Genomic DNA, 26,671 nt, shown 5'->3' on the forward strand with positions numbered 1-26,671 from the left:
CTGGCGCAGCCTGCGATCGACCGGTACGGTCGCAAGGCGGGCGACGCGGTTCAATGGATGGGCCGCGTCAGGGCTGACAGCGAGTCCTTCGGCCTCGATCGCAGGCTGCGCCAGCGGCTACATCTCGGCGTGCCCGCGATGCTTTTAGGCGGTCACAACAGATAGTGCTTCAGCTCCCGGGCGATCAGCATGCGCTGGATCTCGCTGGAGCCTTCGTAGATCTGGGTGATCCGCGCGTCCCGGTAGTAACGCTCCACCGGGTAGTCCTCGAGGTAGCCGTAGCCGCCGTGGATCTGGATCGCCGAGGAGCAGACCTTCTCGGCCATTTCCGAGGCGAACAGCTTGGCCTGGGAGGCCTCCGACAGGCACGGCTGACCGGCGCTGCGCAGGCGCGCGGCATGCAGGATCAGCAGGCGTGCGGCGTTGAGGCGGGTGTGCATGTCGGCCAGCAGGTTGGCGATGCTCTGGTGCTCGATGATCGGTTTGTCGAACTGCACCCGTTCGCGGGCGTAGGCCAGCGCCGCTTCGAACGCGGCGCGGGCGATGCCCAGGGCCTGGGCGGCGATGCCGATGCGGCCGCCTTCGAGGTTGGACAGGGCGATGGCCAGGCCCTTGCCGCGTTCGCCCAGCAGGTTGGCCTCGGGGACGGTGCACTGGTTGAGGGTCACCGCGCAGGTGTCCGAGGCGCGGATGCCCATCTTGTGTTCGCTGCGATCGACGATAAAACCCGGGGTGTCGGTGGGCACCAGGAACGCCGACAGGCCTTTCTTGCCCAGCTCCGGATCGGTCACCGCGAAGACGATGGCCAGCTTGGCGCGCCGGCCGTTGCTGACGAACTGCTTGGCGCCGTTGATCACCCACTGGCCGTCCTTGAGTTCGGCGCGGGTGCGCAGGTTGTGGGCTTCGGAACCGGCCTGGGGTTCGGTCAGGCAGAAGCAGCCGATCGCCTGGCCGCTGGCGAGGTCCGCCAGCCAGGTCTGTTTCTGCTCCTCGCTGCCGTAGTTGAGGATCGGCCCGCAGCCCACCGAGTTGTGGATGCTCATCAGCGCACCGGTGGCGCCGTCGCCGGCGGAGATTTCTTCCACCGCCAGGGCGTAGGCCACGTAGTCGACGTAGGTGCCGCCCCATTCCTCGGGTACCACCATGCCCAGCAGGCCCAGCTCGCCCATCTTCGCCACCAGGGCGTCGTCGATCCAGCCGGCCTTTTCCCAGGCCTGGGCGTGGGGGGCGATTTCACCGCGGGCGAAGTCCCGGGCCATGTCGCGGATCATCACCTGCTCTTCGCTCAATTCAATGTCGTGCATGGCTCAGCTCCGGCTCGGGTCGAAAGCGCTGAAGAAACTCGCCACCTGCGCGGCGTCCAGCGCCTGCAGGGTCGGTGGGTTCCAGCGTGGGTTCTTGTCTTTGTCGATCAGCAGGGCGCGCACGCCCTCGATCAGGTCGCCGCGCTCGAACCACTGGCGGTCCAGATGCAGCTCCAGGGTGAAACACTGTTCCAGGCTCAGCTGGCGACCGCGCCGGAGCATTTCCAGGGTCACGGCCATGGCCAGCGGCGAGCGGGTCGCCAGCAAGTCGGCGGTGCTGGTGGCCCACTCATGAGTATCGCCCAGGGTCACTTCGCGCAGTTGCTGCACGATGCCCGGTACATCGGCCTGGGCAAAGAAGTGGTCGATGGCCGGGCGCAGCGCCGCCAGTGGCGCGTCCGGCAGTTGCTGCACACCGAGCCTGGCCAGCAGGCCCTGCAGGTCCTTGAGCGGGGTGTCGTGCCATTGCAGGTTGTCGAGGCGCTGGTCCAGCAGGCTCAGCTTGTCGCTCTCCAGGTACCAGTCCGCCAGCCCGCAGTACAGGGCATCGGCGGCGCGAATCTGCACGCCGCTGACCCCCAGGTAGATGCCCAGCTCGCCGGGGATGCGCGACAGGAAATAACTGCCGCCGACATCCGGGAAATAACCGATGCCGACTTCCGGCATCGCCAGGCGGCTGCGCTCGGTGACCAGGCGCAGGTCGGCGCCCTGGACCAGGCCCATGCCGCCGCCGAGGACAAAACCGTCCATCAGCGCCAGCACCGGCTTGCGGTAACGGTGGATCGCCAGGTCCAGCGCGTATTCCTCGACGAAGAATTCCTCGTGCAGGGTCTGGCCGTTCTGGTAGCTGTCGTACAGGGTGCGGATATCGCCGCCGGCGCAGAAGGCCTTCTCGCCGGCGCCGCGCAGGACCACCGCGTGCACCTGCGGATCCTGGGCCCAGGCATCGAGCTGGCGTTGCAGGGTGCGCACCATGCCGAGGGTGATGGCATTGAGGCCGGCGGGGCGGTTGAGGGTCAGGTGACCGATGTGGTTGCGGACTTCGGCCAGCACGTCCTGTTGCGAGGCCTCGACCGACGTGGCGCCGGCCTCTCGCGTGGCCTGGGATGGAACCTGAGCAGTCATCACTAACTCCCTGCTTTTATTGTTCTTTATAGGTGTGTTCGCGCGCGAACGATGAGGGATCGTAACAGTGCAAATTTGCCATGTACAACCCGGATAACTGCAGGTTGGCTGTGCATTTTTGCATGGGGCGCAGCCGCCTTCGACGCTGTTTGTGGTGCAGCCGAAACCTGCATGGCGGGCCCGTATTTATCCGCCGTCCAGGCGCACCGGACGACGAGCGCCGCTACAATGGCGCTCGACTTTCGTGACCCAGAGGCAACATGGACATCGACCTGGCCCGCACCTTTTTGCAAATCGTCCGCAGCGGCAGCCTGATCGCCGCGGCCGAACGCCTGCACCTGACCCAGACCGCGATCAGCGCCCGGGTGCAGAACCTCGAAGGCCAGCTCAACTGCAAGCTGTTCGTGCGCAACCGCGCCGGGGCCCGGCTGACGGCCGACGGCGAAGCGTTCATCGTCTACGCCAACCAGCTGGTGCAGACCTGGGAAGCCGCCCAGCGCGACCTGCCGCTGCTGGCCGGTTATCGCAACGTGCTGCATATCGGCGGTGAGGTCAGCCTGTGCAATCCGCTGATGCTCAACTGGGTAAGGCGTTTGCGCCAGGCGATTCCCAGTCACGCGGTGCGCAGCCAGATCGCCGAGGGTGCCAGCCTGCAACGCCAGCTGGAACTTGGCGTGCTGGACGCCGCGCTGGTGTTCCAGCCGGTGTACGGGCCGGGGTTGCAGGTCGAGCAGTTGCTCGAGGAAAAGCTGATCCTGGTGCGCCTGGCCGGCAAACCCGAGCCTTATGTGTACATCGATTGGGGCGAGGATTTCCGCCGCCAGCACGACGCGGCGCTGCCGGACCAGGCCAAGGCCGCGGTGGGTTTCAACCTCGGGCCGCTGGCCTTGCAGTTCATTCTCGAAGGCGGTGGTAGCGGCTACTTCCGCACCCGGGTGGTGCAAAGCTACCTGGACAGCGGCGTGCTGGAACGGGTGGAGAAGGCCCCGGAATTCAATTTCCCGACCTACCTGCTGTACGCCCGCGAACGGGATTCGTCCCAACTGCAGCAGGCCTTCGAGGTGCTGCGCGAAGTCATCGCCAGCGACACCGACTGGTCGCAGCGTTGGGATCCGATGATCTGAGTCGGGACACTCTTGAAAACGCGGCGCCTGGTTTTACGACCGCTTCGCCCGAACGCGGACCGAGCCGATCGCAGCCTGCGGCAGCGGCTACAGGGATTGTGGAGCCTGTGTAGCCGCTGCCGAGCCTGCGAGGCTGCGATCGGCAACGCAGTTGCCGTAAAACCTGAGTCCGCGATCTGTCCGGATAACCCCGATCACACCCGCGGCGCCAGCACCTCACCAATACTGCGTCGGCGCGCATGGGCCTCACTGGCGTGGATCAGTTGTTCCAGATCTTGCGGGGTGACGTCGAAGAATTTCTGCATATCATCCAGCGCCAGCTTGAGGTCGGCGGCGGTGATGGCCAGGGTATCGGTGGATAGCTGATCGGCGGGCAGCTTGGTCGCTGGTTCGCTCTGGCCCTTGGGGTAGCGGATGCGGGTCAGGTTGTTGTAGGCCAGGGCGCTGAGCAACAGGCACAGGGCCGCCAGCATCACCGGGCCCAGGGCCTGCCAGTCGAGGGCGATGGTGGCCGGGTCGGCCAGCACCATCGTCAGGGCCACGGCGCCGGCCGGCGGATGCAGGCAGCGCAGCCAGCACATCAGCACCAGGGACATGCCGGCGGCCAGGCACGCGCTGCCCAGGGTGCGTCCGAGCACATGGGCCACCAGCAACGCCAGGACCGCGGCGCACAGGTAGCCGCCGAGGATCGACCAGGGTTGCGCCAGCGCCCCGGACGACACCGCGAACAGCAGCACCGCCGAAGCCCCCAGCGGCCCGATCAGGTGCAGCGCCACTTCCATGCCGAAGACCCGGCCGCACAACCAGACACTGAACAGCGTGCCCAAGGCCATGCCGATCGCGGCGCGGCTCCATTCCGAGGGGCGGGTATTGATGGCGGCGGGTTTCCAGCGAGCGAGCATGACGAAGCGATCCAATTCCGGTTTTGCGGGCAAAAAGAAGGGCTTGTCTGGCGCACCAGAAAGCCCTGAAACGTTCCAACATTTGGGGGGAGGAACCGGCACAGTGTGCCGATCAAACCAAGCGCCTACAAATTCATAATAATGCCGTTTAAGTGCATTATTTTTGTACTGTAGTGGCCAGGGCCACCCGCCGTCCGCTCATGAAACACAGCAGGCCGCCCAGGGCGGTCAAGGTGCTCAGGGCATAGAACATGGTCGGTGCCGGGGTATGCACCAGCAGGTAGCCACAGATCACCGGGCTCAAGGCGCCGCCCAGGGCCGCGAGGTTCTGCGCGCCGTAATAACTGCCGCGCAGGGCCTCGGGCGCCAGGGTGTCGATGAACAGGAATTCCGCCGGGTAGATAATCATCTCGCCAAGGGTGAAGACGAACATCGCCAGGCACCAGCCCAGCAGGCTATCGGCCAGGCTGAAGCCGATCAGGCCGAGGATGAACAGGCTGGTGCCGACGGCGATCCAGTAGCGCAGCTGTTCGCGCTTGAGGAAACGGCCGATCTGGTACTGCAGCAGGATCACGCTGATGGCGTTGCAGGCCAGTAGGGCGGCCATGGTGTCGAGGGCGCTTTTCGCGTCTTCGGTGACCAGCAGGTATTGCGACAGGTACAGGGTGAAGCGCCCATGGACGATGGTGCTGAGCAGGCAGCCGCAGGTGAACATGATCAGCGTGCGGTCGTTTTTCAGGGTCACCAGGGTGTCGAGGAAACTCTGCGGCTTGTTCAGCGAGGGCAGGCCCGGCGTGGCTGGAATGCCGCGCATCAGCAGGGTGCTGAGAAAGGCAATGGCGCCGGCGATCAGGAACGGCGCCAGCGGCATGTGCCCGGCGATCACCACGCCGAGCATGGGGCCGGTGGCGTAGCCGATATTGGTCAGGGTGTAGCGCAGGGAGAACACCCTGGCCCGCTGACTCACCGGCAGGTTTTCGCTGATGATCGCCTTGGAACCGATCAGGAACAGCGCCGAGGCGGTTTCGGTGATCACCAGGATCGCGGTGGTCAGGTACAGGTTGTGGGCGAAGGTCAGCAGTACAAAGCCGATGCCGCTGGAGAGCATGCTCAGGATCAGCAGCCGGCGCTTGTCCAGGCGATCGAGGATGTAGCCGCCATACAGCGCGAGCAGCGTGGCGATGAACACCGCGACCCCCAGCAGCAGGCCGACGTCCTGCTGGTCGAGGCCGAGTTTTTCGCTGAGGAACAGGGTGAGCAGGGGGCTGGTGATGGCGCGACTGACGACAATGGTCAGCGAGCAGATCATCAGGCGGCGGATAACCAGCGAGTAAGTGGCCACGGTGGTGCACAAGTCCTTGTTGTCTGAGTGGGCGACAATCCCTAGCGATCCTGCAGCCCAGGCTTGCCATCCTCTGACAGTTGCGCGAGCACTTCAAGACAGGCCCGCCCCCCATCTCAAATACCGTACCCATCTTCCGTAGGAGCGAAGCTTACTCGCGATAAAGCCGGCACATGCACCATCGATTTTGCCTGGCAGGCCGTCATCGCGAGCAAGCTTCGCTCCTACAGTTGCATGGGGTGGGCAGGCAATGTCAGGCGCATGGCGCAGCGCCGGGCCGCCGGCAGGCCGTGGCGAGTTTCGTCGGCCAGCACCTGCCGCAGGCGCGGCCCCAATTGGTCGGCTTCCAGGGTGACGAAACCGCAGCGCTGGTAGAAGGGTTCATTCCATGGCAACTGGCGGAAGGTGCTCAGGGTCAGGGCGCTGAACCCCTGCTGGCGCGCCTGTTCGCCCACCGTCTGCAGCAGGCGACGGCCGATGCCGCGTCCTTGGACGGCGCTGGCGACCGAGATCTCCCAGATATGCAGCGCGTCGGCGCAGGCTTCGGCGTCGAGGAAGGCGCACACCTCTTGGTCGAGCACCGCCACCCACACCCGCTGCTCGCTGATATGCGCGCGGTGCTGCGCGGCGTCGGGCACCTCGGCGTCGGCCAGCCAGGCCAGTTCGGGGTCGCGGCGAAACAGCGCGGCGGCGCTGCGTTCGATGGCGGGGAGCAGGGTGGCATCGGCCTCTGTGGCCAGGCGGATTTGCAGAGTCATGGGGCGCGAGTGTAAGGAGCCAGGGCGCGACCGATCAACCGTTCAGGGTTGGGTGGTGGCGGGCAGGTGCAGCATGACGTAGTCGTTGTTGTCGAAACGCCCGCCGAGCACCGGGGTCAGTCGTGCCAACGGTGTGGTTTTCAGCGTCGCCAGCTCGCCTCGATCCATCACCACCCAGGCCGGGCCCGGGATGGCGGCAAGGGCCTCGGGGCGCTCGGTGAACAGCGGCTGCAGGTCCTGGTCGAGGTGGACCATGAACTTGATGGCCTTGGCGTCCTTGCCCATATGGTGCAGCACCACTGGGGCCGGGTCTTGCTCGATCTGCTTCCAGGCGGCCAGGGTGAAGGTGCGGGTGTCGTAGAGCTGCCGGGCCAGCGGCTCGAACCCAAGGATATAGGCACTCCAGACGGCCAGCACGGCGCCCAGGGCCAGGCCGCCAATCCGCCAGCGCGGCATGCGCAACAGGCCCAGCGCCGCCAGCTGCAAAACGCCGAGCAACACCAGCAGAGGACTCAAGCCGGCCAAGGGTTCGGCGAAGCGCCGCTGCGCCACCAGCAACGCGGCTATCAGCAATCCGGGTATCAGCAGCCACAGGCCCTGGATACCCCGGCGCAACCAGGCCAGGCCGCGGCCCTGGACGTTGTGGAAGGGATAAGCCGCGACGATCGCCAGCATGGGCAACATCGGCAGCAGGTAGCGGGCTTTTTTCGCCTGGGGAATCGACAGGCCGATCAACACCAGCAGGGCCGCGGCGCTGCACAGCACCAGCAACCTGCGCGCGGGGGCCTGCCGTTCGCGGGGACCGAGCCACACCGCCAGCCAGGTCAGGATCGCCAGCGGGTAGGCCAGGGCATAGTTGCCCAGGGAGCTGCTGAAGTAATAGAACGGGCCGCTGCTGCCTTCGCTGCCATCCATGCGCCCGGTGAACTGCATGCGGATCACCTCCTGCATAAAGGCCGGGCCGCCACTCAGCCGGGCCAGCCACAGCAACAGTGCCACGCATGCCAGCAACAACAGCAGGGCGCTGCCACCGAAGACCAGCATGCGTCGCCACTGGCCTTCGAGCAGGTAATAGCTGCACAGCATGCCGCAGGGAATCACCAGGCCGATCGGCCCGCGAATGGCGAACCCTGCGACCAGCAATGCGAGGATCAGCCACAGGCGGCGCGGCGCGGTGAAGTGATCGTGGGCATACCCCAGGTAGAACACCGCCAGGGCGATGGCGGCGAGCATCAGGTCGAGGGAGACGGCGCGGGTTTCGCTGATGAAGGTGCTGCTGAGCAACAGCAGGGCGATGCTGGTCAAGGCCCAGGTTTTCGAACAGGGCGCCAGCAGGCGGTACATGAGGTTGACGATCAGCGCCCCGGCGATGGCCGTGGGCAGCCAGGCCGCGAGGGTCGTGACCCGGCCCGAGGCCAGGGCGAACAGGTCGATCAGCAGGGTCGAGGCGCTGGAGTAGTCAGCATAGGGTTGGCCATAGGTGGTGGGAAAAAAGCCCGGCCCATGGCGCAGCATTTCCTTGGCGAACAGCACGAAGCGCGAATCGAAGCTGATCACCGCCACTTGGCCGGCGTTGGCACAAAACAGCAGCAGGGCCAGCAGCCCCAGCCCCCAGGCTTGCCAATGCAGGGTGCTGGAAGGCGTGCTGCCGGCCCTGGGCATTCAGGCCTTGGCCCTGGCGTCGGCCCATTGCCGATGAGGAATCGGCAGCTGGCGCGACTCGCCGCGGCCGATCGGGAAGTAGGTGAAGCCGTTGCGGGCCAGGCGCTCGGCGTCGTACAGGTTGCGCCCGTCGAAGATCACCGGGGCCTTGAGGCGCTGTTGCAGCAGTTGGAAGTCCGGCGCCTTGAACTGCTGCCACTCGGTGCAGATGATCAGCGCGTCGGCGTCGTTGAGCACCGATTCCGGGGTGCCCATCAGCATCAGCTTCGGCTCGTCGGGGTACAGGCGCTGGGTTTCCTGCATGGCCTCCGGGTCGAAGGCGCGCACGTTGGCGCCGGCGGCCCACAGGGATTCGAGCAGCACCCGGCTGGGGGCATCGCGCATGTCGTCGGTGTTGGGCTTGAAGGCCAGGCCCCAGAGGGCGAAGGTCTTGCCTTTCAGGTCGCCCTTGTAGAAGGCGTTGATGCGCTCGAACAACTTGTGTTTCTGCCGTTCGTTGATGGCTTCCACCGCTTGCAACAGGTCGCTGGAGCAATGAGCCTGCTCGGCGCTGTGGATCAGCGCGCGCATGTCCTTGGGGAAACACGAGCCGCCATAACCGCAGCCCGGATAGATGAAGTGATAGCCGATGCGCGAGTCGGCGCCGATCCCCAGGCGCACCGACTCGATATCGGCCCCCAGGTGTTCGGCCAGCTCGGCGATCTGGTTGATGAAGCTGATCTTGGTCGCCAGCATGCAGTTGGCGGCGTACTTGGTCAGCTCGGCGCTGCGCAGGTCCATGAACATGATGCGGTCATGGTTGCGGTTGAACGGCGCGTACAGGTCGCGCATCACGTCGCGGACTTCTTCGCGCTCGCAACCGACGATGATCCGGTCCGGGCGACGGCAGTCGGACACCGCCGAGCCTTCCTTGAGGAATTCCGGGTTGGAGACGATATCGAACTGCAGGGCGCGCCCGTCCAGGGCCTTTTCGATGTGGGCTTTCAAGGTGTCGCCAGTGCCCACCGGCACCGTGGATTTCTCCACCAGGATCACCGGCTGCTCGCGGTGCCGGGCCACGGCGTCGCCCACCGACAGCACGTAGCGCAGGTCGGCCGAGCCGTCCTCGCTGGACGGCGTGCCGACCGCGATAAACAGCACCTGGCCATGTTGCACCGCGAGTTTTTCGTCGCTGGTGAAACTCAGGCGCCGGCTTTCCAGATTGTCGCGCACCAGGCTCGACAGCCCGGGCTCGAAGATACTGACGTGCCCCTGTTGCAGCTGCTGGACCTTGTGCTCGTCAATGTCCATGCAAATGACATCGTGGCCGACCTCGGCCAGCACGGCGGCCTGTACGAGGCCGACATAACCACTTCCAAATACGCTGATTTTCATGGGGTATTCCTGGGACTTGTCGCGGGAGCAGGTCGTGAGTTGATGGTAATGACGCCGAGGATGACCAGCGCCACCCCCAGGGTTTTCGAGAGACTGAACGGTTCGTTGAACAGTGGCAGGCTGGCGGCCAGCAGGTAGACCAGGGCGTAGCTGATGCTGAGCAGGGAATAGGCCCGGCCCAGCGGCAGGTCGCGCAGGGCCAGCAGCCAGCAGAGCATCGACAGGACATAGGCGAGGATCGCCGCCAGCACCACGCCCAGCGCCAGCAGGTCGACCTGGCCGCCGGACAGCGCCGCCAGCCAGTCCGCGGGTACCGGCAGGCGGGTCATGCTCCAGCGCATGCCCAGTTGCGCGGCGCTGACCAGCAGCACGCTGCCCATGGCGAAGGTGAAGCCCAGAGCCCGGTTCATGCGTGACGACTCAACAGCAACACGCCAGCCAGTACCAGCGCAACGCCCAGCCAGTGGCGGCGGTCGATGGCTTCATGGAAGACGAAGCGCGCGATCAGGGTGATCAGCACGAAGTTCAGGCTGAGCATCGGGTAGGCGATGCCAACCTCGACCCGCTGCAGCACCAGCAACCACACCAGCAAGCCCAGGCCGAGGCTGGCCAGGGCCAGCCACAGCCAGGGCGAGCGCAGTTTGTCGAGGGCGCCGGAGGGCTGGCCACGCCAGCTTTCCACGGCAAACTTCTGCGCGATCTGGCCCAGGCAGGTCAGCAGGCAGGCGGCGAGCAGCAGCAACAGGCTCATGGCTGGCTCTGAGGGAAGATCAGGATCACGAGATTGCCCTGGTCATAACGTTTGAAATCCTGCGGCAACAGATCGATTTCGTAGTGTTCGTCGCCATTGACCCGCATCACCACGCCCACCTGGCCTTGCTTGCGGGCCTCGGGCATCCATTCGCCGACCTTGCGCAGGTCGATATAGCGATGCTGGGTGTCAGGATAGGCCAGGCCATATTTCACTTCGCCTGTCGTGTTGTACAAGGCGATATCCGGGCGCTTGAGACGCCAGGCCAGGGCCGAGGCCGCGCCCAGGTCGTTGCTCACCAGGGTGTGGCTCTTCGCGAGTTCCTCGGCGTGATCGATGATGAATTGATCCGGCATCTTGTTGTAGACCACCGAGTTCGGCAGGCCGGCCGGCAGCAGGGCGATGAACAGCCAACTGCCGAGCGCCGGCGCGGCCCACAGTTGCAGCGGGCGGAAGGCCGGCAGCAGGTTGCTCATGTTCCAGCCAAGCAGGGCCAGGAACACCAGCACCAGATGCCCGGGCTCGTTGCTGTACAGCGGCTTCTTCAGTTGGAAATACACCAGCGCCAACAGCAGCAACAGGCCCAGCACCAGGTTGAGCACCGCGTTGAGGCGGATGATCCGGGTTTGCCCGGCGTGCAGCCGGTCGCTCAGGCTATTGCCCATCAACAGCGCCAGCGGCAGCAGGCACGGCAGGATATAGGCCGGCAGCTTGCCCTTGCTCAGGCTGAAGAGCGCCAGCGGCAGGATCAGCCACAGCAGCAGGAAACCGATGCTCGCCTGACGCCGGGTCTGCCAGGCCTGCTTCAAGGCACCGGGCAGCACCAGGACCCACGGCATGCTGTAGGCCACCAGCAACGGCAGGTAGTACCACCATGGCGAAGCGTGCTGGGCGTCGTCACCGGCAAAACGGCGGATGTGTTCATGCCAGAAGAAGAACCGCCAGTAATCCGCTTCCTGGGCATGTACCGCCAGGGCCCACGGCAGGCTGACGACAATCGCCACCAGCACCGCCACACCGCCATGGATGAACAGTTCGCGCAGGCGTTTTTGCCAGAACATGTAGGGCAGGGCGATCAGCACCGGCAGCAGCCAGGCGAGGAAACCCTTGGTCATGAAACCCATGCCACAGGCGAAGCCCAGGCCGGCCCAGGCCAGCAGGCGGCCGCGCAGTGTCTGGTTGTCCAGGGCGAACCACAGGGCCACCAGGCTCAGGTTGACCCAGAGGGTGAACTGCGGGTCGAGGTTGGCATAACCACCGGCGCCGACCACCACGCAGAAGCTCATGTACAGCAGGGCGCAGACCAGGCTCTTGCGCGGGTCGTTCCACAGCCGCCCGGCCATCAAATAGGCCAGCAGCACGCTCAGGCCCATGCTCAGGGCCGAAGCCACCCGCACGCCGAACAGGTTCTGGCCGAACACCGCCTGGCCGAGGGCGATCATCCAGTAGCCGGCGGCCGGCTTCTCGAAATAACGGATGCCCATGAAATGCGGCGATGCCCAGTGGCCGGTCAGGAGCATTTCCTGGCTGATCTGCGCATAGCGGGTTTCATCGGGAATCCACAAACCGTGGGTGGCCATCGGCAGCAGGTAGAACAGGCCGAAGGCAAGCAGTAAAAGAGGCAGGGCCCAGCGTCTGGTCATGCGCCTTGCACCCCCAGCCAGCCTTCGCGGCCCTCGAGGGCGCCACGAATGACCTGCCCCTGGGGCAGGCTCTGCAAGGAGGCGGGCAACAGGTTGCCCAGGGTAGTGAAATGAATGTCGCGCTGGCGGGCTTGCGCCAGCAGTTGACGAAAATCGTTGGCCATCAGAATCCCTTCGACCTCGGCGTGAATGGTGTAGACGTTGAGCCTGTCAGGTCTGAACCGGTCCAGGATGAATGTGTTGAAGTCGTGGGCCGCGACGGCTGGCCCGACCACTTCGTCGAAGGTCGGAAGGTCGACCGGAATCTGCGGGGCGCCCAGGCCGCCATCCGCCAGCCGTGGCTGGAAGATCGACGTGCCGCGGCAATCGCTGTTGTAGCGAAAGCCGAAGCCCTGCTTGGCCTCGATCACACGCTCGTCGGCGCGCCAGCCGGCGGCCGCCGAGCAGTCGACGCGCTGGCCGAGAATGTCATTGAGGGTGTCGACGCCCTGGCGGATCTGCTCGATCAGCTGCGCCTGGTTCCAGCGCCCGGCATTGGCCTGCCAGCCGTGGTGATCCCAGGCGTGCAGGCCAACTTCATGACCGGCGTCCCGGGCCTGGCGCATCAGGTGCCCAAGGTCGCGGCCAATGGGCTTGCCCGGCCAGGCGGTGCCGGCCAGCAGGATGTCCCAGCCATACAGACCGGCGGCGTTGGAGCGCAGCATCTTCCACAAAAACTGCGGGCGGATCAGGCGCCACAGGTGGCGCCCCATATTGTCCGGGCCGACGCTGAAGAAGAAGGTGGCCTTGATCCCGGCCTCGTCGAGCAGTTCCAGCAACCGCGGCACCCCCTCACGGGTGCCGCGATAGGTGTCGACATCGATTCGCAGACCTGCCTGCATCAACATGCTTCTTCTTTAGAGTGCTCCGCGATTTCGAGCATGGCCTCGCGCAAGAAGAAGTCCAGCGTGTTGCCGATGGTTTCCTTCATCTCGACGGTCGGCTCCCAGTTCAGCAGGCGCTTGGCGTTGGCAATGCTCGGCTTGCGGTGTTCCACGTCCTGGTAACCGGCACCGTAGAAGGATTTGCTCTCGACCTCGCGGAAACCGGCGAACGGCGGGAAGTTGCCACGCAGCGGATGGGCCTCGAACTGACGCAGCAGCTCTTCGCCCAACTGGCGGATGCTGGCTTCGTTGTCCGGGTTGCCGATGTTGATGATCTGGCCGTTGCACACATCGTTTTCGTTGTCGACGATGCGCGCCAGGGCTTCGATGCCGTCGGCGATGTCGGTGAAGCAACGCTTCTGCTCGCCACCGTCGAACAGGCGGATCGGCGTGCCTTCCACCAGGTTGAGGATCAGTTGGGTGATGGCCCGGGAACTGCCAATGCGCGCCGAATCCAGGCGATCCAGGCGCGGGCCCATCCAGTTGAACGGACGGAACAGGGTGAAGTTCAGGCCCTTGCTGCCGTAGGCCCAGATCACCCGGTCCAGCAGTTGCTTGGACACCGAGTAGATCCAGCGCTGCTTGTTGATCGGGCCGACGATCAGATTGGAAGTGTCTTCGTCGAAGTTCTGGTCCTGGCACATGCCGTAGACCTCGGAGGTCGACGGGAAGATCACGCGCTTGTTGTATTTGACGCAGTAGCGGACCAGCTTGAGGTTCTCTTCGAAGTCCAGTTCGAACACACGCAGCGGGTTGCGGGTGTATTCGATCGGGGTGGCGATGGCCACCAGCGGCAGGACCACGTCGCACTTCTTGATGTGGTACTCGATCCACTCGGAGTGAATGCTGATGTCGCCTTCGACGAAGTGGAAATGCGGATGGTGACGCAGGCGCTCGATGGCGTCGCAGCCGATATCCAGGCCGTAGACCTCGTACTTGTCGTCACGCAGCAGGCGCTCGGACAGGTGGTTGCCGATGAAACCGTTGACGCCGAGGATCAGCACCCGGGTGCGCCGCGGGCCACGACCGGATTCGGCGCCGCGCAGCAGCGAGCCATCCACCAGGCCCAGCTCGTTGGCCAGTTGCGGGCCGCTGAGGTACAGGCCGTTGTCGTTGCGCTGGCCGGCGTTGATCAGCAGCGAGTCCTGGCCGCAGGCGATGCGCAGCGGGTCGACGCTGATCACCCGGCCCGGGGCCTGGCCTTCGTTGCCCTTGACCACCTCGGCGCTCCAGACGATCAGCTTGTGCTCGCCCACGGCGCAGAACGCGCCCGGGTAAGGCTTGGTCACGGCCCGCACCAGATTGAACAGTTGCTCGGCCGGCTGGCTCCACAGCAGCTTGCCATCCGCCGCGGTACGGCGACCGAAATAGCTGGCCCTGGATTCGTCCTGGGCGGTTTCGCTGACCTTGCCTTGCGCCAGGGCGGGCAGGGTGTCGCGCAGCAGGCTGGCGGCGGCATCGCGCAGCTTGCCGTGCAGGCTCAGCGCGGTATCGCTGCGCTCGATGGCCACCCGCTGCTGGGCAACGATCGCCCCGGCATCTGGGCGCTTGACCATGCGGTGCAGGGTCACGCCGGTTTCGCTTTCGCCGTTGACCAGCACCCAGTTGGCCGGCGCGCGGCCCCGGTAGCTCGGCAGCAGCGAACCGTGCAGGTTGAAGGCGCCCTTACTGGCGGTGGCCAGCAGCGCTTCGCTCAACAGGTTGCGATAGTAGAAGGAGAAGATGTAGTCGGGGTTGAGTTTGGCGATGCGCTCGACCCACAGCGGGTGGTTGGCGTCTTCCGGGGCATGCACCGGGATGCCTTTTAGCGAGCACAGTTGGGCCACGGAGCCGTAGAAGGTGTTTTCCTTGGGGGCGTCGGCATGGGTGAAGACCGCGCCGATTTCATAACCCGCGTTGAGCAGGGCTTCGATGCCCGCGCAGCCGATATCGTGGTAGGCGAAGACAACAGCTTTATGACTCATGGCGAAACCTGATCGGAGAGAGTGGAAGTTAGACCGTCGACGGTGACAGCGGGAGCAGGGGCGGCAGGCTGGCTGCGCAGAACTTTTTCAATGAAGAAGCGTGGACGGGCACGCACATCGCTGTACATGCGGCCCAGGTATTCGCCCAACAGGCCCATGCCGATGAACTGGCCACCGGTGAACACGAACAGGATGGCGAACAGCACGAACATACCGTCGCCGGCCCATTCGGCGCCGAACACCAGGCGCAGGAAGATCAGCAGCAGGGCGAACAGCACGCCGAGGCCGGCCATGCTGAAACCGATGATGCTCAGCAGGCGCAGCGGCGTGGTGGTCATGCAGGTGATCAGGTCGAACATCAGGTTGATCAGGCGCATCGGGCTGTACTTGGAGTCGCCGTGTTCACGCTCGGCGTGGTTCACCAGCACTTCGGTGGTGTGGCGGGCGAAGCTGTTGGCCAGGATCGGGATGAAGGTGCTGCGTTCGCGGCAGGCGAGCATGGCGTCGACCACGCTGCGGCGGTAGGCGCGCAGCATGCAGCCGTAGTCGTTCATGGCCACGCCGGTGGAGCGTTGCACGGCGAGGTTGATCAGCTTCGACGGCCAGCGGCGCCAGGCGGAGTCCTGGCGGTTGTTGCGCACCGTGCCGACCACGTCGTAGCCCAGCTCGGCCTGGGCCACCAGGCGCGGGATTTCTTCCGGCGGGTTCTGCAGGTCGGCGTCCAGGGTGATGATCACGTCGCCACGGCATTGCTCGAAACCGGCCATGATCGCCGCGTGCTGGCCGTAGTTGCGGTTGAGGATCACCGCCACCACCGGGCTGCCTTCGCGGCCGGCCGCTTCCTCGAGGATCTGTGCCGATTCGTCGCGGCTGCCATCGTCCACCAGGACGATCTCGAAATCGTGCTTGAGCTGGCGGCAGGCCGCTTCAGTGCGGCGCAGCAGTTCGGGCAGGCTTTCTTCTTCGTTGTAGACCGGAATGACGATCGACACGAACTGAATTGGATAAGGTTTCAAGGTTTCAGTCCAGACAGGTTTTGATGGCGCCGACGACCCGCTCGACATCGTCGAGGGTCATGTCGGGGAACAGCGGAATCGAGCACAGGCGTGCCGAGTTCCATTCGGTGTTGGGTAAATGCACATCCGGGAAGCGCTGGTGGTAATAGCTGTGCAGGTGAGTGGCGACGAAGTGGATGCCGCTGCCGATATTTTGCTCCTGCAAGGCCTTCATGAAGCCGTCGCGATCGATGCCGCAACGCTCGGCGTCGATGCGCAGGATGAACAGATGCCAGGCATGTTGCTGCGGATACTGCGGCAGATGCAGCGGTTGCACCGGCAGGTCGCGCAGTTGTTCCAGGTAGGCATTGGCCAGGACCTCGCGCTGGTGATTGATCGCATCCAGCCGCTGCAACTGCACCAGGGCGATGGCGGCATTGATATCCGCCAGGTTGTATTTGAAGCCGGGCTCGATCACTTCGGCCTGGGGCTTGCGCCCGTGGGTCAGGCGGTCATAGGCATCGACGCCCAGGCCATGGAACTTGAGCATGCGCACCCGGTTGGCCAGGGCCTCGTCGTCGCTGACGAACATCGCGCCTTCGGCGCAGGTCATGTTCTTGATCGCATGGAAGGAAAAGATCGCCGTGCCCCGGGCACCGACGGGCCGACCGCGATAGCTGGTGCCGGCGGCGTGGGCGGCGTCTTCGATCACCGCGATGCCGTATTGGTCGGCCAGGGCGTACAGCGGATCGAGGTCGAAGGCGGCACCGGCGTAATGCACCGGGATGATCGCCTTGGTCCGCGGTGTGATCGCCGCTTCAATCGTGGCGGCGTCGGTCATCAGGGTGTGCGGATCGACATCGACGAAGACCGGCGTCGCACCCAACAGGCAGATCATGTTGGCGGTGGAAACCCAGGTCTGCGAGGGGGTGATCACCTCATCGCCGGGGCCGATGCCCAGCGCCAGCAGGGTAATGTGCATGCCCCCGGTGGCCGATGACAGCGCCACTGCGTGCTTGCAGCCGACCCGCGCGGCGAATTGCTGCTCGAGCTCCTGGTTTTTCGGTCCGGTAGTGATCCAGCCAGAACGTAGAACCTGCTCGACCGCAGCGATCTCTTCATCGCCAATACTCGGGCGCGAGAAAGGAAGGAAAGCCTGGTTCATTGAGACCTCGGGGAAAAAGGATTTCAGCAATCGAAAGAAGAAAAAGCGCCTGTGCCACAGCTGGAGTTATTCAAAAAAGGCGTTTTTGGTTCGGTCATTGAAGCGCGTCCATAAGTGAGGTCGGTGCGGTCGTCCATGCTTGATTGCAGTAAAGACCACGCAGGGTAAAAGTAAAGCCAGATCAGTATGTTAGCTTTTGTTTCAATTAGATGGCCTGAGTGATTCCCTGCGTCTATGAATGGATTCAGGTTAAGCGGAAAAATGTGAAACGAACATGAAAAAAAGGCCAACGGAGCGTTTATCTTTCACCTAGACAGCCAGTGTTCAGACTTCGCCACTAGTTGATCGGGAAAACCCCTGTTACAGCATCCCCAAGGTGTTCTTTTTCGCGGATAACATGGATGAAAGTCGCTTGACCGAGAGAGGTTTTTTGCCTTTGCAGATACCACTGTTTTTCAAGCACCACCTGAACCAAGGAGTATCCATTTGCACGCCACCGATCCATGGACGCTCTATCTTGCTGCCTTGACACCTTCGGGGCGCTCGACCATGGCGACCGATACGACCTTTGATAGGGCCATGGCGTTCCCGTCGTATACTCCGTTGGGCTTGTAGCGGCGCTCGATCGTTTGCCTGAAGTCAAACAATGTGGAAAAAGCCGGCGCTATTGTCGGCGGAATCCGGGAGAAGGAGGGCGCTGGTAATAACATTGCTCTCATTCACCGCTGAATAACCACCGGCCATTCAATAACGAATAGAAGCCAACAAGAGGCTCGTTGTGTGATTGACAGAACACCCGCCAAAGGCGTTTTTCTTTTCAGCCTGTTGTTACTGCCGCTACTCCTGGGAACGGTTCCTGTGCTTGAGGCGCACGAAGCCCTCGAGTTTCTGATCCCGGACGCGCCGCCCCTGACCATGGTCAATCAGGGCGATCGTCACGGCATAGTCGGCGACATTGTTCTGCGGGCGCTGAAAAGCGGTGGATATGCCAGCGAACCCAGAACCCTGCCGTGGGCGCGGGCGCAGAAATACGCCATCGAAAATGACAACATCCTGATCGCGCCGCTTAGCCGCACGCCCGAGCGGGAAGATCGCTACACCTGGATTGCCCCGATCATGCCGATGGATCGGGCGTTTTTCAGCCTCGAGCATAAAGTGACGAGCTTCGAAGAAGCCCGGCAGCGTTTCAAGGCCATCGCCGTGGGGCTGGGCAGTGCCCAGGAAGAAATCCTGCGCAGCAAAGGCTTCGCCCCGGAGCAGATCTATGCGATCAAGATCGGCGAGAACCCCGCGCAATTGCTGTTGAAGGGCAGGGTGGACGCCTGGTTCAACGGGGTTCAGGAAAGCCGGTATATCTGGAAGCGCGTCTCCAGTCGGCCGCTGTTGATGAGCCCACCCATGGTGAGTCATGAGCTGTACCTCGCCTGTTCCAAAGTGTGCGACGCCAAGGTCGTTACTCATGTTGCGAAAGCCATAGAAACCATGCGCCGTGATGGTTATATCGAGAAAGTCAAAGACCGCTATCTAAATAACGACCCTTTAGCAAAGTCTGGCAATTTATAACTAGCCGCCTCAGGTTTACCTACCCTGGTAGTAATTAGAGTCTGTCCGGCGAGCAAGAAAAGCTTATTCGGACAGCGCATCCTCGTTGAGCCGAATGACCTCATTGAGGCTTCTAAGGGTGTTGTTGAAGTTGTCCTTGGCATGGTTGAGCTTCTTGAATTGCTCCGCCAGCTCCCTGGTTTTTTGCTGCAATGCTTCTTCGCGTTTATCCAGTTCGCCCTGACGTGCTTCTTGTTGCGCCCGCACCGTGCTGTCGGCTTGCCGATCCTCATCAAGTTGCCGTTGCAGTTGCTGTAACTGCTCTTCCTTCTGTTCGAGCGCGCGCTCTTTCTCCTGCAGTTGGGACTCTCTGGAGTCCAGGGTCTGCTGTTGCGCCTGGCTTTGCAGTTTCTGTTGCTTGAGCCGATTGGCGATGCTGGAAAACTCCATCAGGCTCGCCTCGACATCCTGCAGGAAGTGCTCGGGGTCGGTGCCCGGGAAAGGCCAGGCTTCATCCTGGGGTTCGGCAGCAGGCTGCTGTTCGTCCGGTATTGGCAGGGGGCCAGCATCGGAGTAGCGGATTTCGGCAGCGGGCGCGTCTGGCTGGGGGCTTTGCGTTACGCAGCTGCCCGTAGTCGCGGTGGATTCGTGGTGTTCTTGCTCGGCGCGGTCATCCCCCTGTTCGTCGAGCTGCGCCAGGGCGGCGTCGAGTTGCTGGTCATCGATGGCTGTGGGCAAATGCTCAGCCGCCGGGCCGAATTGAGCCGAATTCTGAAAGCTCAGCAGCTTGGCGATCCACTCTTTCTTGGTGCACAACAGGCGATGGTCCGCCGCTGCGGCGGGGGGCAACTGCTGTTTGTTCAGGTCCAGCAGATGGTAGGCCACATCGCTTTCACGGTGTTCGCCGGTGGCAGCCTCGCGCAGGATCTGGCTGAACACGCGAATTGCCAGCGGCCCGTCCTCGTCCGAGTCCAGGGCGCCCAGGCAGTAATTGCCTCCTTCGTTGAATAACAAGGCGATATAGACGCGCAGGTTATCGTCATCAAGGCTTTCGTTCAGGCTATAGGCGAGAAAGTTTCGACCTGCTTCTGGAACAGAAAAACTGCAGAGCAAAGCCGCTGTCAGCATTTGCTGCTCTTTGTTTTCGATGGAGATAGTGCGTAAGAGCATATGTCACCCAGTAAACTCAAGTAAAAAATATGAGCGCTAGGATACTAGGAAGTAATGTCAGTTGGCGTTAAGAGCAATACTCCGAATTTATAGGATAAATCTTATAATTCTATTGAATAGTCTTATTCATGTTGATTTACACCCTCATTAAAAATATCAGCGTGTATTGTATTGCGCCCATTCCGACACAACACAGCTGTTGATCCTGTTACAACTATTCAATCTCAACCCCCCTGCTGAATATGAATGGCTTTTAGCTGTTCACCTCAGACTTCTCTTGTTGAACCTGGAAGCCATGATCGAAATATCCAAACTAACCAAGTCTTTTTCCGGGCAGGTCGCGGTCGACGATCTGTCCTGTCATATCGGCCCGGGAGAAGTTCTGGGGATTCTTGGGCCAAACGGTGCAGGCAAATCCACCACGATGAAAATGCTCACCGGCTTTCTGGCGCCGACCTCCGGCACCGCGAGCATCCTGGGGTTCGACATCCGCACCCAGACCCGTCATGCCCAGCAGCAGATGGGCTACCTGCCGGAAGGCGCGCCCAGCTACAGCGACATGGCGGTACAGGGCTTTCTTGAGTTCATTGCCAGTGTTCGCGGCTATCGCGGCGCGCAGAAGCGCGAACGGGTGGACCGGGTGATCGACCTGCTGGAGCTCGGCGACGTCCGCCGGCAGACCATCGAGACCCTGTCCAAGGGCTTCACCCGCCGGGTCGGCCTGGGCCAGGCGATCCTCCACGATCCGCGGGTGCTGATCCTCGACGAACCCACCGACGGCCTCGACCCGAACCAGAAGCAACTGGTTCGCCAACTGATCCAGGACTTGGGCCAGGACAAGATCGTGATCATCTCGACCCATATCCTCGAAGAAGTCTCGGCCGTCTGTAACCGTGCCCTGATCATCAGCAATGGCCGCTTGCTGGCCGACAGCACGCCGTATGAGCTGGAGCGCAGTTCGCGCTATCGCCAGGCAGTGACCTTGCAGGCCGACGAGCCGCTGGACCTGCTGGCCCTGGTGGTCTTGCCGGGCGTGGCGGGCGTCGAGGAGAACCCGGCCGAGGGCAGCCTGACGCTGCTGGCTCGGCCCGGCGAGGTGATTTTCCCTCAGGTCAACGCATTGGTGACCGCGCGTGGCTGGAAGATGAAGCGTCTGGAACTGGAGCAGGGTCGTCTTGACGAGGTCTTCCAGACCCTGACCCGGGGAGAGTCGGCATGAGACAGTTACCGGTGATTTTCAAGCGCGAGCTGGGCAGCTACTTCGCCACTCCGCTGGCTTTCGTGTTCATCGAGATCTTCCTGGTGCTCTCGGGTGTCTTCACCTTCTACCTGGGCAATTTCTACGAGCGCAACCAGGCGGACCTGGCGCCGTTCTTCGACGTCCATCCCTGGCTCTATCTGTTCCTGTTGCCAGCCCTGGCCATGCGCCTGTGGTCGGAGGAGCGCAAGTCCGGCAGCATCGAATTGCTGATGACCCTGCCGGTGAGCTGTTTCGAAGCGGTGGTCGGCAAGTTCCTCGCCGCCTGGGTGGTCGCCGGCATCACCCTGCTGTTGACCCTGCCCATGGTGCTCACCGTGAACTACCTGGGGAATCCGGACAACGGCGTGATCCTGACCGGCTATCTGGGCAGTTGGCTGCTCGCCGGCACCTACCTGGCGATCGGCTCCTGCATGTCGGCCATGGCCAAGAGCCAGGTGATCGCCCTGATCCTCGCCTTCATGGTGTGTTTCCTGTTCGTTGCCTGCGGTTTCTCCCTGGTGCTGGATGCACTCAACCCGTGGGCACCGCAATGGCTGTTGGATTTGCTGGCCTCGCTGAGCCTGCTGACGCATTTCGGCGCGATCAGCAAAGGACTGATCGACCTGCGCGATCCGCTGTATTTCCTTAGCGTGATCGTCGCCTGGCTGATGGCCACGGTGGTGACGGTCAACCTGAAGAAAGCCGAGTGAGGACGATTCGATGAAACGCATGCTGTATTCCACTTCCGGCCTGTTGCTGATTGCCCTGCTGTTCCTGGCCTTCAATCTGGTGACAGGGCTGCTGCTCACCGGTGTCCGGCTCGACCTGACCCAGAACAAGCTCTATTCCATCAGTGCTGGCACCCGGCAGATTCTCGCGGAGCTGAAACAACCGCTCGACCTGTATTTCTACTTTTCCGACAGCGGCTCGAAGGAACTGGTGCCAATGCGCGGCTATGCCCAGCGCGTCCAGGAACTGCTCAAAGTCTACGAGCGCGAGGCCGACGGCAAGATCCGCCTGCACGTCATCGACCCGCTGCCGTTTTCCGCGGAGGAGGACAAGGCCGCCGAGTTCGGCCTGCAGGCCGTGCCGCTGGGGCAGGGCGGGGCGCCCGTGTACTTCGGCCTGGCCGGTACCGATGAGCAGAACAACGCCCAAGCGATCGAGTTTTTCGCGCCGGACCAGGAAGAGTTCCTCGAGTACGACATCAGCCGCTTGCTGCAGACCCTGGCCAACCCCAAGCGCCCGACCCTGGGCCTGTTGAGCAGCCTGCCGGCCAACGGTGGCTTCGATATCCGCACGCAGAGCAAGACCGAGCCGTGGATGCTGATCCAGGAGCTGCGTCGGGAGTTCGATCTGCAACAGCTCAAGCCCGATACCCAGGACATCCCGAAAGACGTCGACATCCTGATGTTGCTGCACCCGAAAAAACTCTCGCAGCCGACCCTGTACGCCATCGACCAGTTCGTGTTGCGCGGCGGCAAGCTGGTGGCCTTCGTCGATCCCTACAGCGAGCAGGACTCCGGCGAGGAGTACTTCGGTATCCAGAGCAAGGACAAGTCCTCCAATCTCGAGCCATTGTTCAAGGCCTGGGGCATTCATATGCAGCCGGGCAAGGTACTGGGGGACAACCTCTATGCCTTGCTGGAGACTTCCGAGGAGGACGGGCGTCCGCTGCCGCGGCCGTTCACCCTGGGTGTACCGCAAGCCGCCTTGAGCCAGCAGGACCCGAGTACCGCCGGGCTGGAGTTCATTGCCCTGACCACCGCCGGCATCCTCGAACCGGTGGCCGGCGCCAGCACGCGCTTCACACCGCTGATGTACAGCTCCGACTCGGCCAAGGCCTTCGAGGCGGACCGTTTCGACAAGCCAGCCGACCGCAAACAGATGTTGCGCGACCAGGAACAGCCCAGCCAGCGTTACGTGATCGCCGCCCGGGTGCAAGGCCCGGTACGCACGGCCTTTGCCGACGGCATCGAGGGTCGCAAGGACGGCCTCAAGGAGGCGCAGCAGGTCAACCTGGTGGTGGTGGCCGATACGGACCTGTTGAGCGACCGGATGTGGCTGGAAATGCAGGACGTCAACGGGCGCCCGGCAGCGCGACCATGGGCCGACAACGCCTCCTTCGTGCTCAATACCCTGGACAACCTCGCCGGTTCGGACGCCCTGAACAGCCTGCGCTCGCGCGGCCCCTACAGTCGTCCGTTCGTGGTGGTGGAGCAATTGCGCCGTCAGGCCGAAGCCAGCTTCCGCGCCAAACGCTTCGCCCTCGAGGAGAGTCTCGAGGAAACCGAAGGCAAGCTGCAGCAGTTGCAGGGCTCGCCGGACAAGGGCGAGACCCTCAGCGCCGAACAGCAGGCGACGGTGCGCCAGTTCCTGCAGGAGAAAACCCGCATTCGCAAGGAACTGCGCGAGGTGCAGTACCAGCTGAACGCCAATATCGATGAGCTGGGCAGGACCTTGAAGATGCTCAATATCGCCGCGGTTCCGCTGCTGTTGAGCCTTGGCATGCTGCTGGTCTGGGCCGTGCGCTACCTGCGCCGGAGCAAGGACCTGTCGCGCAAGTCTGCGCCGCTCGGCAAGGTAGCCGGCTCGCGGCGAGCGTAAGTGACCAGGGCCCGACCTGCCATTCATGCGGCAGGTCGGGCCAGCGCCAGGGCGAGGCGCTGCTACGCTGGGAGCAACTCCCCAACCTGTGACCCCGACATGACTGACCCGCTCCCGCCCACGCCTGCTTGCAGCGCCCGACAACTGCTGACCGCCCTCAACCTGGAACCTCACACGGAAGGCGGTTACTACCGCCGGACCTTCCAGACGGACCAGAGGCCGATGCTCGCCAGCGCGGGCGGGCAGCGGTACTTGATGACCTCCATCTATTACCTGCTGACCGGGGATTCGCCCATCGGCCATTTCCATCTGAACCAGTCCGACATCCTGCATTACTTTCACCTCGGCGATGCCCTCGAATACTGCCTGGTGTACCCGGATGGCCGCCTGGAAACCCGGGTGATGGGCAGCGATGTGCTGGCCGGTCAGTGCTTGCAGCTTCATGTCCCCGGCGGTGTATGGAAGGCCTCGCGGCTGCTGCCCGGCGCGGCGGGCTATGGCCTGATCAGCGAAGCGGTGTGCCCCGGGTTCGACTACGCGGACATGCAGCTGGGCTGCAAGCGCCAGCTCAGCGAACGCTTCCCGCGGCACGCCAAATTGTTCGAGCGGCTCTGCCAGTCCTGAAGAAAGCCAGCACGCCGATTGCTCATTGCGATCAATCAAGTGTCACTTGCGATCATTGTTGCGCGCGGCGCCCGGCGCTTATGGTGGCTCGGTCAATCGCCGTCGAACGACAGATCCCCGGTCCACCCCTTGCAAGCGACAGGAGAACACCATGTCCGATCTGAAACTGCATCCCCAGGCCGCCGCCTCCCTGCAACGCTGGCACGCCATGCTGGCCCAGGGTGACCTGGGCGCCTTGCCTGAACTGCTGGATTCGAAAGTGGTATTCCGTTCACCCATGGCCCATACGCCTTATCCGGGCGCGCCGGTGGTCTCGACCATCCTCAATACCGTGTTCAAGGTGTTCAGCGACTTCGCCTATCACCGTCAACTGGTCACCGCCGATGGCCTGAGCGTGGTGCTGGAGTTCAGCGCAAGGGTTGGCGAGCGGCAGATCAAGGGCATCGACCTGATCCGCTTCGACGAAGCCGGCAAGATCGTCGAGTTCGAGGTGATGGTCCGTCCCATGAGCGGTCTGCAGGCCCTCGGCGAAGAAATGGCACGCCGCCTGGCGCCCTATCTGGCGGCGAGCAAGGCGTCTGGCTGAGCGGCGGCGAGAGCAGGGCGGCCAGCCACAGGCCAGGAAAACGGGCGCCGTGACAGGCGCCCGTTTTTTATGCGGGGCAGCGGAAATGGTCAACTGTTACCGCCAGCACATTTTCTGCGCGCCATGAGCCCCGTCCTGGGGCGTTTTCACTCGCTGTCGTGATCAGCAATTTGCTTCGCCAGCCTTCCTGATTAATCAAAAACCAAGCGAATCAAACACCTGCAAAACGCGGCGGTCCTTGGCACGCAATGTGCTGTTTTGGCTATATGGATAATTGGATACAAAAATACAAAAGGTGCCGCCGATGAAATTTGCCCCAGCCTATACCGAGCGCCAGCCCGTGACCGCGGAGGAGGAGGCCTACAACTTTCTGTTGGAAGCGATCTGCAAAGGGCGCTTTCGCACCGGCGAGCGGCTAATCGCCGAGGACATCGCCAGCGAAATCAACATGAGCCGCATGCCGGTACGCGAAGCCTTCCGGCGCCTGGATGCCGATGGCCTGGTGACCCTGCGACCGAATCGCGGGGCCATCGTGCGTGGCCTGAACATCGACGAAATGCGCGAGGTCTTCGAAATGCGCAGTGCCCTCGAAGGCCTGGCGATCCGGGTGGCGGCGGGCAAGATCACCGAGCGTCACTTCAGCCATCTGGAGCGCTTGCTCGACGAGATGGACGACTACCGCGAAGACGGCGCCGAGTGGGTCAGCCGCCATCGCGCCTTCCATGAATACCTGTGCAGCCTGAGCGAACGCCCGCGGCTGATGCGGCAGATCTCGGCGCTGTATTCGGTGATCGAGCCGCACATGCGCCTGTGGCTGCAGCACGCCGACAAGCCCCGCAGCGCCCGTGACGAACACGCCTCGATCATTGCCGCGCTGCGTTCCGGCGACCCGGACAAGGCGGCGCAGGTGGTGTGCGAGCACATCGAAGGCACCATCCCGCGGCTGATCCAGTTCCTGGAGGCCCATCAGTAACCACGCACTGTTTGCCGGGCACTTCACGCTTGAGGTGAACGCCATCCCCCCTTGCTACCCGACATGACTGGAGTAATGCCATGCACAAGCCTTGCGCGTCAGCTGCCATTTTTACCTTGAGTCTGTGTTGTTCCCTGTGGGCGCAGGCCACCCCCGAGTTGCCGGAACGCCTGAGCAAGAGCGAGAAAATCGTCTACTGCTCCGGCATGGATTCGCCGCCGCTGGTGTCCTTCGACACGCAGCAGAAACCGGTGGGGTTGCAGGTGGACATGGGCGAGGCGATTGCCCAGCGCCTGGGCGGCAAGCAAGTCGAATGGCGCATCTCGCCGTTCGCCGGGCTGATCCCGGCGCTGCTGGCCCAGCAATGCGACATGATCGTCGACCAGCTGTTCGACAAACCCGAGCGCCGGGAAGTGATCGACATCGTCAATTTCATGTACTCCAGCCAGTCGATCGTGGTGCCCAAGGGCAACCCGAAAGCGGTGAACAGCCTGGAGGACCTGTCCGGGCTCAAGGTGGCGGTGAGCAACGGTTCGACCATCCGCCTCCTGCTCGGCGCCGAGAACGACAAGCTGCTGGCGGCCGGCAAGCCACCGATGAAACTGGTGGTGTACAACGTCGACGCCGATGCCTTCCAGGCGCTGCGCATCAACCAGGTGGACGCCTTCGGCACCACGGTGGAGTCCGCCGGGCACTATCAGCAACTGGCCCCGGACCTGTTCCAGTCGGCGGTGCCGGCGTTCAACCGGATCCTCACCGGTTTCGGCGTGCGCAAGCAGGACCCACAACTGAGCGCGGCGCTGAGCCAGGTTTTGCAGGACATGCGCACCGACGGCAGCTACGCCGCGCTGCTGGATAAATGGCACGTCGGCAGCGACAAACTGGACTGAGGGTGGC

At 63.2% G+C, this 26,671-nt stretch carries 24 protein-coding genes; 9 read left to right on the top strand and 15 right to left on the bottom strand.

Annotated elements, in window-relative coordinates; genetic code table 11:
* Positions 1-152: 152 nt before the first annotated feature.
* Together BMY68_RS06850 and BMY68_RS06855 are read right to left on the bottom strand one after the other, a co-directional pair.
* On the bottom strand, positions 153-1,304 hold the full coding sequence (locus BMY68_RS06850; RefSeq protein WP_009043814.1) for an acyl-CoA dehydrogenase family protein: 1,152 nt from the start codon (positions 1,302-1,304) through the stop codon (positions 153-155).
* Positions 1,305-1,307: 3 nt separating this feature from the next.
* Positions 1,308-2,429 carry an enoyl-CoA hydratase/isomerase family protein gene (locus BMY68_RS06855; protein ID WP_085530888.1) on the bottom strand — a complete coding sequence of 374 codons (1,122 nt, stop codon included), beginning with the start codon at positions 2,427-2,429 and terminating at the stop codon, positions 1,308-1,310.
* 260 nt (positions 2,430-2,689) lie between these two features.
* Between BMY68_RS06855 and BMY68_RS06860 the strand changes: the two genes are divergently transcribed.
* Positions 2,690-3,553, top strand: coding sequence for a LysR family transcriptional regulator (locus BMY68_RS06860; protein WP_085530887.1), 864 nt, complete (start codon positions 2,690-2,692; stop codon positions 3,551-3,553).
* Between the two features lie 194 nt (positions 3,554-3,747).
* Here BMY68_RS06860 and BMY68_RS06865 read toward each other — a convergent pair whose 3' ends face one another.
* The 12 genes from BMY68_RS06865 to arnB form a co-directional block, all read right to left on the bottom strand.
* The gene (locus BMY68_RS06865; RefSeq protein WP_085530886.1) at positions 3,748-4,455 is read right to left on the bottom strand and encodes an HPP family protein; all 708 of its coding nucleotides are present in this window, start codon (positions 4,453-4,455) and stop codon (positions 3,748-3,750) included.
* A gap of 157 nt (positions 4,456-4,612) precedes the next feature.
* Positions 4,613-5,797 carry an MFS transporter gene (locus BMY68_RS06870; protein WP_085531565.1) on the bottom strand — a complete coding sequence of 395 codons (1,185 nt, stop codon included), beginning with the start codon at positions 5,795-5,797 and terminating at the stop codon, positions 4,613-4,615.
* Positions 5,798-6,021: 224 nt separating this feature from the next.
* Complete coding sequence (locus BMY68_RS06875; RefSeq protein WP_085530885.1) at positions 6,022-6,555, bottom strand: GNAT family N-acetyltransferase; 534 nt, start codon at positions 6,553-6,555, stop codon at positions 6,022-6,024.
* Positions 6,556-6,597: 42 nt separating this feature from the next.
* A complete protein-coding gene (locus BMY68_RS06880) occupies positions 6,598-8,217 on the bottom strand; it encodes an ArnT family glycosyltransferase (protein ID WP_085530884.1) in 1,620 nt (539 codons plus the stop codon).
* A complete protein-coding gene (locus tag BMY68_RS06885) occupies positions 8,218-9,591 on the bottom strand; it encodes a UDP-glucose dehydrogenase family protein (protein ID WP_009043829.1) in 1,374 nt (457 codons plus the stop codon).
* Positions 9,588-10,001, bottom strand: coding sequence for a 4-amino-4-deoxy-L-arabinose-phosphoundecaprenol flippase subunit ArnF (gene arnF, locus BMY68_RS06890; protein WP_085530883.1), 414 nt, complete (start codon positions 9,999-10,001; stop codon positions 9,588-9,590). Before arnF ends, BMY68_RS06885 begins: the two co-directional genes overlap by 4 nt.
* A complete protein-coding gene (arnE, locus tag BMY68_RS06895; protein WP_085530882.1) occupies positions 9,998-10,342 on the bottom strand; it encodes a 4-amino-4-deoxy-L-arabinose-phosphoundecaprenol flippase subunit ArnE in 345 nt (114 codons plus the stop codon). Before arnE ends, arnF begins: the two co-directional genes overlap by 4 nt.
* Positions 10,339-11,985, bottom strand: a complete 1,647-nt coding sequence (gene arnT, locus BMY68_RS06900) for a lipid IV(A) 4-amino-4-deoxy-L-arabinosyltransferase (protein ID WP_085530881.1) — start codon at positions 11,983-11,985, stop codon at positions 10,339-10,341. Before arnT ends, arnE begins: the two co-directional genes overlap by 4 nt.
* Entirely contained in the window at positions 11,982-12,866 is an 885-nt protein-coding gene (gene arnD, locus BMY68_RS06905) for a 4-deoxy-4-formamido-L-arabinose-phosphoundecaprenol deformylase (RefSeq protein ID WP_085531563.1), read from the bottom strand. The genes arnT and arnD overlap by 4 nt, the downstream gene beginning before the upstream one ends.
* Positions 12,866-14,872, bottom strand: coding sequence for a bifunctional UDP-4-amino-4-deoxy-L-arabinose formyltransferase/UDP-glucuronic acid oxidase ArnA (arnA, locus tag BMY68_RS06910; RefSeq protein ID WP_085530880.1), 2,007 nt, complete (start codon positions 14,870-14,872; stop codon positions 12,866-12,868). Before arnA ends, arnD begins: the two co-directional genes overlap by 1 nt.
* Positions 14,869-15,888 carry an undecaprenyl-phosphate 4-deoxy-4-formamido-L-arabinose transferase gene (gene arnC, locus BMY68_RS06915; RefSeq protein WP_009043835.1) on the bottom strand — a complete coding sequence of 340 codons (1,020 nt, stop codon included), beginning with the start codon at positions 15,886-15,888 and terminating at the stop codon, positions 14,869-14,871. The genes arnA and arnC overlap by 4 nt, the downstream gene beginning before the upstream one ends.
* Positions 15,889-15,892: 4 nt before the next feature.
* The gene (arnB, locus tag BMY68_RS06920) at positions 15,893-17,032 is read right to left on the bottom strand and encodes a UDP-4-amino-4-deoxy-L-arabinose aminotransferase (protein ID WP_085530879.1); all 1,140 of its coding nucleotides are present in this window, start codon (positions 17,030-17,032) and stop codon (positions 15,893-15,895) included.
* Between the two features lie 780 nt (positions 17,033-17,812).
* On the opposite strand from arnB, the gene BMY68_RS06930 reads away from it, so the two are divergent.
* Positions 17,813-18,595 carry a substrate-binding periplasmic protein gene (locus BMY68_RS06930; protein ID WP_085530878.1) on the top strand — a complete coding sequence of 261 codons (783 nt, stop codon included), beginning with the start codon at positions 17,813-17,815 and terminating at the stop codon, positions 18,593-18,595.
* A gap of 63 nt (positions 18,596-18,658) precedes the next feature.
* Here the strand turns inward: BMY68_RS06930 and BMY68_RS06935 are convergent, their stop codons facing one another.
* A complete protein-coding gene (locus tag BMY68_RS06935; RefSeq protein ID WP_239694070.1) occupies positions 18,659-19,702 on the bottom strand; it encodes a hypothetical protein in 1,044 nt (347 codons plus the stop codon).
* Positions 19,703-20,039: 337 nt separating this feature from the next.
* On the opposite strand from BMY68_RS06935, the gene BMY68_RS06940 reads away from it, so the two are divergent.
* The 7 genes from BMY68_RS06940 to BMY68_RS06970 all read left to right on the top strand — a co-directional run bounded on the left by BMY68_RS06940 (position 20,040) and on the right by BMY68_RS06970 (position 26,664).
* Positions 20,040-20,963, top strand: coding sequence for an ABC transporter ATP-binding protein (locus BMY68_RS06940; protein WP_007925682.1), 924 nt, complete (start codon positions 20,040-20,042; stop codon positions 20,961-20,963).
* Positions 20,960-21,694 carry an ABC transporter permease subunit gene (locus BMY68_RS06945; RefSeq protein ID WP_009043839.1) on the top strand — a complete coding sequence of 245 codons (735 nt, stop codon included), beginning with the start codon at positions 20,960-20,962 and terminating at the stop codon, positions 21,692-21,694. Before BMY68_RS06940 ends, BMY68_RS06945 begins: the two co-directional genes overlap by 4 nt.
* Positions 21,695-21,704: 10 nt before the next feature.
* Positions 21,705-23,591 (top strand): GldG family protein, encoded by a 1,887-nt coding sequence (locus BMY68_RS06950; RefSeq protein ID WP_085530876.1) that lies wholly within the window; start codon positions 21,705-21,707, stop codon positions 23,589-23,591.
* Positions 23,592-23,690: 99 nt separating this feature from the next.
* Complete coding sequence (locus BMY68_RS06955; RefSeq protein ID WP_085530875.1) at positions 23,691-24,215, top strand: cupin domain-containing protein; 525 nt, start codon at positions 23,691-23,693, stop codon at positions 24,213-24,215.
* Between the two features lie 151 nt (positions 24,216-24,366).
* Complete coding sequence (locus BMY68_RS06960; RefSeq protein ID WP_009043842.1) at positions 24,367-24,801, top strand: nuclear transport factor 2 family protein; 435 nt, start codon at positions 24,367-24,369, stop codon at positions 24,799-24,801.
* 304 nt (positions 24,802-25,105) lie between these two features.
* Positions 25,106-25,774: a GntR family transcriptional regulator gene (locus tag BMY68_RS06965; RefSeq protein WP_085530874.1), complete on the top strand. Its 669-nt coding sequence runs from the start codon at positions 25,106-25,108 to the stop codon at positions 25,772-25,774.
* Between the two features lie 80 nt (positions 25,775-25,854).
* Positions 25,855-26,664 carry an ABC transporter substrate-binding protein gene (locus tag BMY68_RS06970; protein WP_085530873.1) on the top strand — a complete coding sequence of 270 codons (810 nt, stop codon included), beginning with the start codon at positions 25,855-25,857 and terminating at the stop codon, positions 26,662-26,664.
* Positions 26,665-26,671: the final 7 nt, after the last annotated feature.

Source organism: Pseudomonas sp. NFACC41-3 (genome assembly GCF_900109505.1).
GTDB classification, from domain to species: Bacteria; Pseudomonadota; Gammaproteobacteria; order Pseudomonadales; family Pseudomonadaceae; genus Aquipseudomonas; species Aquipseudomonas chlororaphis.

Coding starts and splice junctions, on each gene's coding strand:
- BMY68_RS06850 (WP_009043814.1), bottom strand. CDS start 1,304: ATGCACGACATTGAATTGAGCGAAGAGCAGGTGATGATCCGCGACATG.
- BMY68_RS06855 (WP_085530888.1), bottom strand. CDS start 2,429: ATGACTGCTCAGGTTCCATCCCAGGCCACGCGAGAGGCCGGCGCCACG.
- BMY68_RS06860 (WP_085530887.1), top strand. CDS start 2,690: ATGGACATCGACCTGGCCCGCACCTTTTTGCAAATCGTCCGCAGCGGC.
- BMY68_RS06865 (WP_085530886.1), bottom strand. CDS start 4,455: ATGCTCGCTCGCTGGAAACCCGCCGCCATCAATACCCGCCCCTCGGAA.
- BMY68_RS06875 (WP_085530885.1), bottom strand. CDS start 6,555: ATGACTCTGCAAATCCGCCTGGCCACAGAGGCCGATGCCACCCTGCTC.
- BMY68_RS06880 (WP_085530884.1), bottom strand. CDS start 8,217: ATGCCCAGGGCCGGCAGCACGCCTTCCAGCACCCTGCATTGGCAAGCC.
- BMY68_RS06885 (WP_009043829.1), bottom strand. CDS start 9,591: ATGAAAATCAGCGTATTTGGAAGTGGTTATGTCGGCCTCGTACAGGCC.
- arnF (WP_085530883.1), bottom strand. CDS start 10,001: ATGAACCGGGCTCTGGGCTTCACCTTCGCCATGGGCAGCGTGCTGCTG.
- arnE (WP_085530882.1), bottom strand. CDS start 10,342: ATGAGCCTGTTGCTGCTGCTCGCCGCCTGCCTGCTGACCTGCCTGGGC.
- arnT (WP_085530881.1), bottom strand. CDS start 11,985: ATGACCAGACGCTGGGCCCTGCCTCTTTTACTGCTTGCCTTCGGCCTG.
- arnD (WP_085531563.1), bottom strand. CDS start 12,866: ATGCAGGCAGGTCTGCGAATCGATGTCGACACCTATCGCGGCACCCGT.
- arnA (WP_085530880.1), bottom strand. CDS start 14,872: ATGAGTCATAAAGCTGTTGTCTTCGCCTACCACGATATCGGCTGCGCG.
- arnB (WP_085530879.1), bottom strand. CDS start 17,032: ATGAACCAGGCTTTCCTTCCTTTCTCGCGCCCGAGTATTGGCGATGAA.
- BMY68_RS06935 (WP_239694070.1), bottom strand. CDS start 19,702: ATGCTGACAGCGGCTTTGCTCTGCAGTTTTTCTGTTCCAGAAGCAGGT.
- BMY68_RS06940 (WP_007925682.1), top strand. CDS start 20,040: ATGATCGAAATATCCAAACTAACCAAGTCTTTTTCCGGGCAGGTCGCG.
- BMY68_RS06945 (WP_009043839.1), top strand. CDS start 20,960: ATGAGACAGTTACCGGTGATTTTCAAGCGCGAGCTGGGCAGCTACTTC.
- BMY68_RS06950 (WP_085530876.1), top strand. CDS start 21,705: ATGAAACGCATGCTGTATTCCACTTCCGGCCTGTTGCTGATTGCCCTG.
- BMY68_RS06955 (WP_085530875.1), top strand. CDS start 23,691: ATGACTGACCCGCTCCCGCCCACGCCTGCTTGCAGCGCCCGACAACTG.
- BMY68_RS06960 (WP_009043842.1), top strand. CDS start 24,367: ATGTCCGATCTGAAACTGCATCCCCAGGCCGCCGCCTCCCTGCAACGC.
- BMY68_RS06965 (WP_085530874.1), top strand. CDS start 25,106: ATGAAATTTGCCCCAGCCTATACCGAGCGCCAGCCCGTGACCGCGGAG.
- BMY68_RS06970 (WP_085530873.1), top strand. CDS start 25,855: ATGCACAAGCCTTGCGCGTCAGCTGCCATTTTTACCTTGAGTCTGTGT.